This is a genomic window from Vibrio sp. TRT 1302 (genome assembly GCF_050113875.1).
In the GTDB taxonomy this organism is placed as follows: Bacteria; Pseudomonadota; Gammaproteobacteria; order Enterobacterales; family Vibrionaceae; genus Vibrio.
Genome location: NZ_JBNJOF010000004.1, coordinates 1 through 12,428, shown reverse-complemented (window position 1 = coordinate 12,428; position 12,428 = coordinate 1). Strand labels below are relative to the sequence as shown.

The following is a 12,428-nucleotide window of genomic DNA, read 5'->3' as shown; positions in this document are numbered from 1 at the left end:
AACCTCTCCACGCTTAGCATGAAGAGGTTTATTGCAGAAGATTGACTAGATCTCCTATAGGGAAGAAAGAGAATAATTCTTTTTCTGAAAACAGTATTGCCCAATTGGCTGTCAAAAAACACTGTAAAGATGTAAGCGTCAGTTTCCCCTTTTAAGCAGCATTTGCCTTCGGGGTTTCATTAAAGTGGCGCTTAAATTCTCGTGAAAACTGAGAAGTACTATTGTATCCAACCAATCTCGCAGCATCTGCCGCTTTAAGCCCTTCAAGCTGGATCAGTTCTCTTGCTTTGTTCAGCCTGACCTTTTTTATATATTGGATTGGTGTCTCAAGGGTTACGCTACGAAATGCCTGATGAAATGCGGAAATACTCATATTGGCTTGTTCAGCAAGCTCTTGAACGGTAACTGTGTCTGTATAATTCTTATGCAAATAATCTAAAGACTTAGCGACACGAGCATAGTGACCCTCGTGTCTTGCCAAATCAAACAACACATAGCCTTCTTGGCTCATCAAGACTCGAAACGCTAACTCTTCCATCAACCCTTCAGCAAGGATATCTGTCTCTATTGGATTACATAATGCTTGTACTAATCTTTTACACACATCAAGCATCATTGCATCCATTGATACCGATTTAAGGCCAGTGCTTGCATTGACGTCGCTACGAGCTTTAAAGCAATTTAGGGGTTCAAGCTGATTGACCAAACGATGCAGGCGTTGAGAATCAATATCGATGCTAAGCCCCAGTAATGGTTCACCATTTTCGACAAATGCTTCACATTCGAGCGGCATGGGTACCCCAACAACTAAATAGTCTTCAGGCCCATAGCGTACGGGTTCATTACCCAGATAAATGTTCTTAGAACCTTGCCCCAATACAATCACACCAGACTGATAGACAAAGGGTTGTCTAGCGTTACCACGGCTACTGCGATAAAAATGAACACCTTTTATCGCCGTTTCAATGATCCCTTCAAGATGGTGCAACTGTTTACACTCCACATACTGTTTCATTAGTTCAGCTAAGGTCATAATTTCTCCATAACCGTTACATTTATAGAAATAGGCAACTTTTTTAGAGAATCTGGTCTTTAACAGACCTCTTGTCAAGACTATTATGCATTAAATCGAAGCAAACATGTCATTACATAGCAAACAAGAGGCAAGTCGCAATGCAATTTAGCTACGTAAACCCAACCCAGATTCACTTTGGTCAAGGTCAGATTCAAAGCATCAGTTCGGCAATCCCTTCAGATCAAAAAGTTTTAGTTATTTATGGTGGCGGTTCTATTAAAAGCAACGGCGTATATGATCAAGTCGTGAAAGCACTAGAAGGTCATCAATGGTCCGAGTTTTCAGGAGTTGAGCCTAACCCAACCAAAGAAACAATGGATAAAGCAGTTGCAATCGTTAAAGAACAGCAAATCGACTTTATTCTTGCCGTTGGTGGTGGTTCAGTCATCGATGGTTCTAAGTATGTTGCAGCTGCCGCTCATTATGATGGTGATGGCTGGGATATTTTTACTGGTAAGCACAAGGTGACTTCGGCAGTTCCTCTTGCCGCTATCTTAACGTTGCCAGCAACAGGTTCAGAATCGAACATGGGTGCTGTGATTACCAAAGCAGAAACACACGACAAACTTCCGTTCATGACGCCGCATGTCCAACCGAAATTTGCGGTTATGGATCCTGACGTGATGAAGACTCTGCCAGAGAAACAACTCATCAATGGTATTGTCGATGCGTGGGTTCACGTCTGTGAACAGTATATTACCGTTCAGCACCAAGCGATGGTTCAGGATGGCTACGCTGAAGCCCTGCTTAAAAACCTTAAACAACTCGGTGAAACGTACAAGTCACGTGATAACGATGCATGGCGTGCAAACCTCATGTGGAGCGCTAACCAAGCCTTGAATGGCTTAATTGGCTCTGGTGTACCTCATGATTGGGCTACGCATATGATTGGCCACGAATTTACCGCTCTATGGGGTGTTGATCACGCACGCTCATTGGCCATTGTGCAACCTTCACTCCTGCGAAACCAAATTGAAGTTAAGCGCGCTAAATTAGAGCAGATGGGTAGCAATGTTTTTGGCCTTGCTCCAAGCAAAGACTTGGCAGAACAGACCATCACCGCTATTGAGTCCTTTTATCAATCACTTGGCGTTGAGACACAATTCACTGATTATCATGGCACTAAGCAAGAAGCTGTTGATGCAGTATTGAGTCAGCTCCAAATGCATGGGATGGTTGCTTTAGGTGAACATCAAGCGATAAATTTAGATGAGAGCCGTAAGATTCTCGATCTAGCTATTGCTTAACCCTAGCGAAATATTTACTCTAAAAAAGCAGCGCTCGCTGCTTTTTTTTATAAGAAGGATTTTATGTGGTTACTGATCGTCGTTGTATGTACGATTCATATTTGGAGTATTGACCGGTCGAATAAATGGCTGTTTTACTTTACAAAAACCACACCTATCCTACTTATGTCTTTGGTTGTCTTCAGCCAATCTGTAACCGCTCTAGACCACTACTCATTTGCTATCGGTATTGCCTTACTGCTCTCGTCTGTTGGTGACTTGTTCTTAATGCACCCAAAAGACAAGTTTATTCCAGGCTTGGTCGCCTTCCTTTGTGCTCATATCGTCTACAGCGTGGCATTTTTATATCCGATTGAACACATTTCCAGTTACTGGACTTTGTTTACATTGATGGCACTCGGGATGCTCGTTTATCTCTTGCTATTACCAGGATTGGGCGGCTCAAAATTCCCTGTTGCCATCTACACCATAGCAATACTATTGATGGTATGGAGTGCGATCGAATTCTGGACATTGGTGCGCATTCCTTCAGCCGGATATGCGATGTTTGGCGCATTCATATTTGTCATTTCCGACATTGTTCTAGCCATTGATCGTTTCAGAAGTAGCTCCGCGTTTTCCCGCCATGTTGTGATGATTACCTATTACACAGCACAAGCGCTTTTAACCCTTTCTGCTGTTACTTAACCTGATAACGATAGATCAAGTCATCGTAAAACTGACCACCAATTTGGTAAGCGTCTTTTTCTCTTTCCGCGAGACTGAAACCCGCTTTTTCCAGCACTTTACACGATGCAACGTTTCCATCAGTTACAATCGCATTAACCGTTTGAATTGGATAGTTGTGAGTAGCATGATCGATCAAGGCAACCAATGACTCTGTCCCGTATCCACGTCCATGAAATTCCGGCAACAGCAAATAGCCAACCTCAATATGCTGTTGATTGTCTTCAGACAAACATAGCCCCGTCACTCCAATGGCATTACCCGATTTTTTCTCTTTAACCACTAAACACAACCAATGGCTGTTAGGCCAACTCCACTTGGGAAGACGAGATTCAAAACGCTGACGAATTTGCTCTGTCGTCGGTTTATCAAACGCATAACGAATCACATCATCATCTTGGTGCAATCGTTCAAAGAGCTGCCAATCATTTTCCGTGATTTGATCCATCAATAATTGTTTTGATTCTATTGGATACATTTAATTCCTCTAACCTAATATCTCATCGAGTGCATGCTTTGATTGTTCGACCAATGACCAAAGCTCACTTCGCTGCTTCAAATAAATCTCACACGGTTGCTGAGCTTTTTCTATCTCGAGACACAAGTCGAACAGTGCCCCCAAGCCTAAACTGCCCGCAGAACCTTTGAGTTTATGAGCAAGTTGTTTAATTTCTCTTTGATCATTTTGCCCAGCCGCGCTATCTAACTGCGTTAGAATCTCCTGAGCACCATCACTGAACAAGCCACAGATTTCCACCATTTTGGCTTGCCCCAACACAGCCATATCCGCAATCACTATTTTGGGGTCGATAATGGTTTGATTAACTTGTCGCACTGACGTGTCTTCTTTATGACAATCGTTTTGTTCTAACAATAACGACTTGCCCTCTAAACTATTTTGGATCATCTGGCTAAGTGCGTCCTTATCGAGCGGCTTAGGCAGATATCCATCAAAACCCGCCGCGATGTAACTTTCAACTTCTTCATTGTATACATGCGCCGATACCGCGATCATTGGCGTCGGCATTCGGTTGGACGACTCAGTTTCTATTTGTTTCAACTCACCCAATAACGCAATTCCATCACAATCAGGCAGGTTGATATCCATCAGCACGATATCGAACGAATGCTGCTCGAAGTCACTCTTAGCGCTCTTTCCATCAACAGCCGTCATGACTTGATGTCCCATACTCGCCAAGAATCCTTCAGCGACCATGCAATTCACCGGATTGTCTTCAATCAGTAAAACGCGAGCGGTCACTTTACAGTTGGTTACCGTATCTTGTTGCTCTACTTCCTGACCTAACTGTAGGGGAACAGAAAACCAAAAACGGCTCCCTTCGCCAAGTGAAGACTCAAGGTGGATCTCTCCCCCCATCGCCTCAACCAATCGCTTACTAATCGCCAGCCCTAAACCTGTGCCACCTTTACTGCTCAATCCTCCCGATGCCTGAGTAAACGCATCAAACAAGTTGAGCTGCTCTTGTTCGCTGATACCTACACCCGTGTCCGATACTTCGAACAACACATGTCCATCATTGTCAGGGTCATGAGCAACATAGATATCGACATGGCCTTTGTCAGTGAACTTGATAGCATTTCCGACAAGATTGTTAAGAACTTGACCGATTCGCGTCATGTCACCAAACCAGAATTTATCCACATCACTTTCGATACAATATTCAAGTTGCAGCGACTTTTCTTGAGCTCTTCCATTTAGTAGTTGCTTGGTGTCATCCACCATTGCGTGCAGATTAAAGTCGATTGGACGAATTTCTAAATGCCCCGCCTCAATCTTTGAGTAATCGAGCACGTCATTGAGGATGGCAAGCAAGCCGTTACCACTGCGATTGATAACATCGACATAGTGGCCCTGTTGACTGTCCAATCCGGTATCTTTTAATAACCTAGCCGTCCCGAGTACCCCATTCATTGGTGTGCGAATCTCGTGACTCATCGTCGCTAAGAACGCCGACTTGGCGCGGCTGGCTTGCTCGGCCTCTTGACGGGCGCGTGCATGATTTTCTACTTCCTCATTTAACCTGACATTGGCGAGTTGCAACTGATGAGTACGCTCAGTCACTAGCTCCTCTAGATGACCCTTATGCTGTTCGAGTTCGCGCTTCGCCTTGGCTTCACTTTCTGCGACCACCTTTAACGCCTTTGCCGTGTTACGCGCAGTAATGATCGCTTGCCCCATATGTGCCAATTCATCGTTACCTTTAACGGTAAGTTCGACTTGCAACTGTCCTTTAGCGATTGAAAGCAACGCCGAGGAATATTCTGCAAGACGTTTTACTACGGATATATAGACCACTTTCCATACGATCAACACCACGATCACCATACCCAAAACCGTAATAATCGTCAGTGTTAGCTGAGCGTAATCGAGGGTCGTTTTTAGTTCTTCAACCGCACGTGTCGTGGAAGCATTAGACTCGTCGACCAGCTTGTTTACGGTAGCATTCAGTGTAGAAAACTGAGTCAGAGTATCTTGCATCAATTGCTGCGCTGAACGTTCGTTCTCATATCGTTGAGTGAGCACATCAAAGACCACCTCACGAAGTTCAAGTTTCTTGAGAAGTTCCGCCATCTGTTGCGATCGAGTAGGATCTTCTACAGCCTGTACCCTTCGTTTCATAATATTCAGATTACTGCTGAACTCTTCTCTAATGGTTTGAATACGATTGATATCCGATACCGTACGTGCTTCCTCTATGTGGTTAAGCAGCTTGAACGCCAGTAGATGAAGCTCGTGTAATCGTTCGGATAGATCAAGATCGACCTCAACCAGAGCATCGAGCGCGTTATACGCCTGCTCTATCTGGCGTTTATCAAGGAGGGCGTAGATGTGAGTTACATTGGCAACAGCAATGGTAGATGTGTTGGCGACTTGAGTACGAGTAAGCTGTTCCAGCTCTAGAGCAAGGTCGCGAAGTTCACCTGTTCGTACCACAATATCTTGACTGAGAAATAGCCTTTTCTCGACCACAATTCCGAACTTAGCAAGAGTATCGATGACGATCTGAACATCCGACTCCAACCGAGTCAGTAATCCAGAGTCAAACGAATCAGAACCTAACTGTTTGATATGAGTCAGCAAAGATTCGAGCTGAGAAAACAACTCTTTTCCCGAACGTTGACGCTGCTCTTCGCTCTTCGCATTGGAAAGCGTCTGTACTGAAGAAATGATGCGTGAACTTAATTCGGACACCTGTCTTGCTTCAATCATTGACGGGATCGCCGAATTAACCACATTTCGCTCTGTTTTTGCCACAGAACTAAAGCCGAATACCCCGATTAACGCAGAAATCAAAACCAATAACGCCATCGCAAGGAATGCCAACAGCAGTTTGCGTCCAATACTGGCTTTAGCTAGTAACATCGAGAATCTTCACTTCTTAAGTCTTCTATAATGCGCTATATTTTGCAGTGTTTAATCCGCCTTTACCAACGAAATACTGCATGTCTTTGATCTCAGCTATCCAAAAGCGAGCCACACTGTTAAGTTCAATGCTACTCCTCGCAGCGGCATTTAATGCCCACGCGGAACAACCGCTACGAATTTGTGCCATCTACCCGCATTTAAAAGATTCATACTGGTTATCGGTCAATTACGGGATGGTTGATGAGGCAAAGAAACAACACGTCGATCTCAGAGTATTGGAAGCGGGAGGCTATCTTAACCTCGAAAAGCAACGCGAACACATGTCTCTGTGTGTGCGTTGGAATGCCGACGCGATCATTCTCGGCACAGTCGCCCCAGATCTCTTTTATAGCTCACTTCGTCAGAGTGTTGGTTCGATCCCTGTGTTTGCAACGGTAAATCAGCTGATTGTGGACAAAGAAAACAGCTCCGCTCTGAAGGGTGAAGTGGGTGTTGATTGGTACTGGATGGGCTACTACACCGGTGAGTATTTAAAAAACAAACACCCACAAGGTTCCGGTCGAATGAACGTCGCGCTTCTACCTGGCCCGAAATCGAGTGGCGGGACCAAACCGGTCATTAAAGGCCTCTATTCTGCGCTTAAAGGCAGTGATATCCATATCGTAGAAACATTATGGGCAGACAATGATAAAGAGTTACAACGTAACCTTGTTCAGCACGCCATAGACAATACAGAGTTGGATTACATTGTAGGAAGCGCAGTAGCCATCGAGGCTGCAATCAGTGAATTACGCAGCACAGACCAAGTTGGGCAAATTGGATTAGTTTCAACATATCTCAGTCATGGAGTCTACCGTGGTCTTTTGAGAAATCGCGTTGAGTTTGCCCCAACAGATAAGATGGTCGAACAAGGTCGTCTGTCTGTCCTTCAGGCTGTCCACTATTTGAAAGGCGAACCTTACGAAAAGATCCAAGCGCCTATCATAGAACCACTGACACCAAACAAACTCAATCCGAAGGTGATTGCACAATCCCTTTCCCCCTCGGAATATCGACCCACTTTTTACGTCTATAACGAAAACAATTAGGAAGTCTAAATGGAAAAAACGACTCGTACCCTGCCTGCACATAAACATGTGGCGCTTGTCGCTCACGACAATTGCAAACCAGAGCTATTACGCTGGGTAAAAGAAAACAAAGAGAAGCTACAACGCCATTTTCTTTATGCAACAGGCACCACCGGCACAATGCTCAGCAAAGAGACCGGGCTCGCGATCAAAAGCATGATTAGCGGCCCAATGGGCGGCGACCAACAAATTGGTGCGCTAATCTCTGAAGGAAAGATCGACGTATTGATCTTCTTTTGGGATCCGCTAAACGCCGTACCCCACGATCCAGATGTAAAAGCCTTACTGCGTATCGCGAGCGTTTGGAACATTCCAGTAGCGACCAACCGTGCAACGGCAAAATTTATTATTGAGTCAGATTTGATTGAAAAGGAAGTCGATATCGAAATTCCCGACTACCAAGCGTATCTAGCCAATCGTACTTAATGCCATCTATTCTTGCCCGTGAATATCACGGGCTTTCAATTTATGGCGGTTCTCACCTACTCGATTATATGAATTGCTTCCCATTCTTTACCAAATCTATGCCCACATCCCATCCATAGTCTCGCTTTAGACCAAAATCCAATTGTAAGCATTATCTTATATCGCTACTCTGTGGGTGAATAAGAAATAAACTAATAAAAGTATCCAGTCTGATTTTTGCTGCTGAGAGATCCCGTTATGGATAACAATGACAAGCTCAACGAAATACTGTGCTGCCCGTTATGCGGCAGTGAAGAATACCTGCTTTCCGAATCGGATAGCATGTTATGTGCGGAGTGTGGTTCATTCTTTGAAGATGTCACACAACTCACAACAAACTGCGCTCTGCCTACAGTCAAGCTGCAATGTCGCGTGATATCTTCAGTAAGTCACTAAGCTATCTTTATAGCATCTGTTCGAGCTCAGTAAGATGGTTGATTTTCCTTAGCTCAAAAACATGTTGACGATCATTTAATCCGGCTAAATGAATAGAACGGACGCCTGCTCTTACACCGGCCTCTAAACCTTTAGGCGTATCGTCGATATAGAGACATTGTTCACGGGTAAAACCCATATTCATCACACAGTATTGAATAAGATCGGGCTCTGGCTTCCAACTATTGGTATCAAATGCAGAGAAAATTTTACCGCTGAAGTAAGGCAACAGACCAGTTAGGTCAAGACAACGCTCGATTTTATCTTTAGGACCATTTGACGCGACACAGTACTCAATGCCTTTGTCATCGAGGAACTGTAATAAATCAAAGACCCCGTCCATTGGCTTTAGCTGTAGTTCAAACAGTCGATCCAATATATCTCTGTAAACGGGTTCGAGTTGGTCGATAGAAACGTTGACATCTAACCGCTTCTTAGTAGCCGCAAGAATATCAGCAAGCTTACCGCCTTCGAAATGGCTGGCTGCTGCTTCATAAGTGAGGGTAGCACCAAATAGAGCAAACGTGTCACACAGTGCTTGGCAGCAAAGTCTTTCACTATCAACTAACGTGCCGTCACAATCGAAGATTACACACTGAACTTGGGACTCTGTCATGCTCATTACCTTGTTAATTCGCCAAGAGAAATAATAAGGTAGTGAGTATTAAATGGAATGATGTGCTTAACACTTCCCTTGATAAATAGAAGTTTATGTCAGATTTTTAGACCATGTCACCATTTTATCGTTGGCACAATGATGAAGTCATCACTGCTCAATGATGAAGGTGTGGCTATCGCCAAGTGGCAGATCGAGTTTGGTGTACAGCGCAGCAAGAAATCCCTCTTCAGTCACCTCAGTGCCGCTGCTTTTCAATACAACATCAGAAATGAGAACCGTTTGCTGGTCTATGGTGACTATCGCCGCAGCTACCGCCTCACCTTCTTTAAAACCAAGATAGAGTGAGCAAGGTTCTGAATAGATGATTTGGGTTAAAAACTCAACAATCAGTTGCTGATCTGACTCATTACTCCAGCGACTAGACTGCAATAATGCAAACATCACCGTAAGACGATGGAAGTCGACCAGAAAGATATCTTCTGGTGCCATCTGGCTATCCGCTACCGGTATCTCTGACAACGTTTGGTATTGACGGCTAGATACGGCGTCTTTGTACAGTTCCATACCCGCGATGCTCTCTTTGGTAGGAAACTCGACATCTACTTGCTGATAAAGCCATTGGTTTTTGATTTCAGCAATTTTTGGCAAAGTCATAGTCTAGGGTGAACCTGTACAGATAGTGAGAATGGAGCGAGAAGCTTACTAGATAACGCCTTGAGGCGACAAGTCTTTTAGCCAGTTATTCGCAAACCACTATAAAAAGCGGATATGCTAATTACATTAAAGCGCAGTCTAGCCATTTTTGCTCAGGATAACGCGCTATGGTGTAAAACTATCACTATGAACCAAATCGAACTTCTTCAACCAAGCCAGTATCAATAGAGTAAGTCACCTCCAGATTGCCTTCGAACTTATCAAAAGGTGGAACCATTCCTAAAACAGGTAGTTTTCGCGTTTGAACTATTTCAATTGGGTCCCCAAGAATACTACGAACTTCATCCGCCTCCATACGACTATTCAATGACTTGGGGAAACGCCCATCAACTCTTTTCTTAAAGATAATAACTTCGAGTATCTGAGTATGCTTATTGAAGATCAACTCAGCTTGACTGCTATCCGAAACGATATAGAAACTATTCAAACTCTCATCAACAATTTCAGGTACGTTCCCCCCTATAAGTGAAAGAAAGGATGCATCTTTTAATAAAGTTTGATACGTATTTCCTACTAAGTATTCATAAGAGTGGCTCATTTAATAACATCCATTTTGTTTATTGAGTCCGAATGAGTCGGAAAGACTTTACTGGGAAACTTACAAAACTGTGGCCAATTTTAGTTGACCACTACATTGCCAACTTAAATCGTTACTGCTTTCTAAACCATAATTACATGAGTTTTTCTACAAAAGATAGGGAAGGAACTAGAAGCCAACTCCATATCCCAATACTATTAATCCACATAAACAATCTAAATTTTTTTGATTCAGTCTTAACTCGATATCTTATAAAAGGGTAAGCTATCCAGTACCTTGTTAGACGACTGACTATTGAGTAAGAGGTTTGGAATTGCCATCTTAGATAACCTTTTTCATCGTAAAGCTTGTCTAAGTCTTTAGCTAGTTGCTTATCAATAAAAACAATGCGTTGTACGTTACCTAAACCAACCACAGCACTCATGAGCACGCCAGGGATTCCCCAGATTATGGCGTAAATTGCAAAAACTCCACTTATAACGTTAAGAAAATCACTCAAAATAAGTCCTCTACTAGTGCTTCAGTTGCTTCTGTATACTCGATGGCTTTTTCATACACAATATCTCCTGTGCTTTTACCAATAGTTGCCCCTATAACACCTCCGGCAGCTCCTCCAACGACGAATGCACTAATTGAAGCTATAGCAAGGACAGGGGCAGATGTAATCCCGACAACACCAAGTGCTAACAATGTTCCTGAAGCTGCCCATTGTCCCGTTTGTGCTCCAATTAGCCAACCTCCAAGAAAGCCACCAATTTCACGAGTCGTAACTTTGCCGCATTCTCCTGAACCATCAACAGAACAGGCTTCATAAATATTCTTCACGCCACTTGCTGCACCAAGCACTAGCCCTACGTAACCGACTCCACGAGATGTCGCGATACCAATCGCCACATTTGCTATTCGCTTACCCAAATTCGGTACCATACCTTTTGCAATAATTTCATCAGCATTATGGATAACAGAATGAGTAGAGAGTTTTAAGTTACGTCGAATCTGAGTGTAAATAGGAATTTGAACAGAACGTTTCGATAATGCAGCAAAGCTACCATCTAGCTTTTTAAATAGCGCAGCACGTTCTGCAACAAAAGAACCATAGTTAACACCACCAACACGACTTGCCATCGCAACTTGAGAGACGTAAAGCTGGTTAATTTCAAGAAGCACACCATTGATGTTTTTTAAATGTCGCTCAACACCTGTGGCTATAGCACCGACTCCCAATGAAGCATAAGCGTATAAGTCACCTGGAAGGCCATCTGAGCCGACTTTTTTAATTGTTTCATCAGCATAATAATCTAGCACTTCAAAATGGCGATAAACGGTAGCAACTTGTTCCTCAGTCAGTTTCGCTAACTCAACACTGGCTGTTTTCGCTTCCTCTATAAGAGCATCAAGTTTACTTGTCTGCTCTTCATTAATCGGCTCTTTGGTCGGGACAACTACAATCTCCCCCTGCCGTACAGGGTTGTTCAAGTGTGCGTTGTATTTTTTTAATAGTTTTTGAGTATCTTCGCTTGTATCTGGAGAGAAAAAGCTTGACCAAAAATCCTCTAGAGGTTGGGTTTGATCTACTTGGGTAAAACCAAGTTCAAATTCTGTCGCAACGTCAGAGACTGTTTTGATATTTACCACAGGGATGTCTTTTTCGACCAACCTTTCGTTATTAATTGAGACTATCGACGTATCAACTAAACATCGCTCTGTGTAGTTATAGAACGTGTTTAAAGGTTGATTAAATCGCTTTGGGCTCTCCGGTGGTATCTCGTAAACAGGCTCTTTTTGAATGCTTCGCGGTTGCTGTTTTTCTACATTCAGAGAATCCCCTACCGATAGCGACATGGGATCTGCATCATACTGTGGATTAAGTTCCAACAAAGCTTTTGGCGCTAGATCATACTGCGTGGCAATCTTCATCCACGTTTCTCGCATACCCGTTTCGAGATCAGTTTGAACGATATGCTTAACGGGCTGAGGTTGTGGTTTGGCTGGTTTTTCCGTTTCAGTTCGTTTGATTATGGGTTGTTTTGTTGCCTCAAGTAACTGAGGCACATCTAATTTCACCCCATGCTCGTTCAACCACTCCTCGCTCAA

The 12,428-nt window shown here is 43.5% G+C and carries 13 protein-coding genes; 5 read left to right on the top strand and 8 right to left on the bottom strand.

The window, feature by feature from the left end; all coding sequences use genetic code 11:
- Positions 1-151: 151 nt before the first annotated feature.
- On the bottom strand, positions 152-1,033 hold the full coding sequence (locus tag ACQEXP_RS07175; protein WP_426969085.1) for an AraC family transcriptional regulator: 882 nt from the start codon (positions 1,031-1,033) through the stop codon (positions 152-154).
- 140 nt (positions 1,034-1,173) lie between these two features.
- On the opposite strand from ACQEXP_RS07175, the gene ACQEXP_RS07170 reads away from it, so the two are divergent.
- Both ACQEXP_RS07170 and ACQEXP_RS07165 read left to right on the top strand, forming a co-directional pair.
- Positions 1,174-2,322 carry an iron-containing alcohol dehydrogenase gene (locus ACQEXP_RS07170; protein ID WP_426969083.1) on the top strand — a complete coding sequence of 383 codons (1,149 nt, stop codon included), beginning with the start codon at positions 1,174-1,176 and terminating at the stop codon, positions 2,320-2,322.
- Between the two features lie 63 nt (positions 2,323-2,385).
- On the top strand, positions 2,386-3,009 hold the full coding sequence (locus ACQEXP_RS07165) for a lysoplasmalogenase (protein WP_426969082.1): 624 nt from the start codon (positions 2,386-2,388) through the stop codon (positions 3,007-3,009).
- Here the strand turns inward: ACQEXP_RS07165 and ACQEXP_RS07160 are convergent.
- Together ACQEXP_RS07160 and torS are read right to left on the bottom strand one after the other, a co-directional pair.
- Entirely contained in the window at positions 3,002-3,526 is a 525-nt protein-coding gene (locus ACQEXP_RS07160) for a GNAT family N-acetyltransferase (RefSeq protein ID WP_426969080.1), read from the bottom strand. The genes ACQEXP_RS07165 and ACQEXP_RS07160 overlap by 8 nt on opposite strands.
- A 9-nt stretch (positions 3,527-3,535) precedes the next feature.
- Complete coding sequence (gene torS, locus ACQEXP_RS07155) at positions 3,536-6,433, bottom strand: TMAO reductase system sensor histidine kinase/response regulator TorS (protein ID WP_426969078.1); 2,898 nt, start codon at positions 6,431-6,433, stop codon at positions 3,536-3,538.
- An 80-nt stretch (positions 6,434-6,513) separates the two neighbouring features.
- Here torS and torT point away from each other — a divergent pair, with 80 nt between their 5' ends.
- The 3 genes from torT to ACQEXP_RS07140 all read left to right on the top strand — a co-directional run bounded on the left by torT (position 6,514) and on the right by ACQEXP_RS07140 (position 8,424).
- Positions 6,514-7,524, top strand: coding sequence for a TMAO reductase system periplasmic protein TorT (torT, locus tag ACQEXP_RS07150; protein ID WP_419723662.1), 1,011 nt, complete (start codon positions 6,514-6,516; stop codon positions 7,522-7,524).
- A gap of 9 nt (positions 7,525-7,533) precedes the next feature.
- Positions 7,534-7,989 carry a methylglyoxal synthase gene (locus ACQEXP_RS07145; protein WP_269378440.1) on the top strand — a complete coding sequence of 152 codons (456 nt, stop codon included), beginning with the start codon at positions 7,534-7,536 and terminating at the stop codon, positions 7,987-7,989.
- Positions 7,990-8,226: 237 nt separating this feature from the next.
- On the top strand, positions 8,227-8,424 hold the full coding sequence (locus ACQEXP_RS07140; protein ID WP_269378439.1) for a hypothetical protein: 198 nt from the start codon (positions 8,227-8,229) through the stop codon (positions 8,422-8,424).
- A gap of 7 nt (positions 8,425-8,431) precedes the next feature.
- Here the strand turns inward: ACQEXP_RS07140 and ACQEXP_RS07135 are convergent, their stop codons facing one another.
- From ACQEXP_RS07135 to ACQEXP_RS07115, 5 genes are all read right to left on the bottom strand, one after another.
- The gene (locus ACQEXP_RS07135) at positions 8,432-9,079 is read right to left on the bottom strand and encodes an HAD-IA family hydrolase (protein ID WP_426969075.1); all 648 of its coding nucleotides are present in this window, start codon (positions 9,077-9,079) and stop codon (positions 8,432-8,434) included.
- A 150-nt stretch (positions 9,080-9,229) separates the two neighbouring features.
- Complete coding sequence (locus tag ACQEXP_RS07130) at positions 9,230-9,736, bottom strand: flavodoxin (RefSeq protein WP_426969073.1); 507 nt, start codon at positions 9,734-9,736, stop codon at positions 9,230-9,232.
- 184 nt (positions 9,737-9,920) lie between these two features.
- Positions 9,921-10,334: a hypothetical protein gene (locus ACQEXP_RS07125; protein ID WP_426969072.1), complete on the bottom strand. Its 414-nt coding sequence runs from the start codon at positions 10,332-10,334 to the stop codon at positions 9,921-9,923.
- Between the two features lie 133 nt (positions 10,335-10,467).
- Positions 10,468-10,833 (bottom strand): hypothetical protein, encoded by a 366-nt coding sequence (locus ACQEXP_RS07120; protein ID WP_426969070.1) that lies wholly within the window; start codon positions 10,831-10,833, stop codon positions 10,468-10,470.
- Positions 10,830-12,428: a hypothetical protein gene (locus ACQEXP_RS07115; protein WP_426969068.1), complete on the bottom strand. Its 1,599-nt coding sequence runs from the start codon at positions 12,426-12,428 to the stop codon at positions 10,830-10,832. Before ACQEXP_RS07115 ends, ACQEXP_RS07120 begins: the two co-directional genes overlap by 4 nt.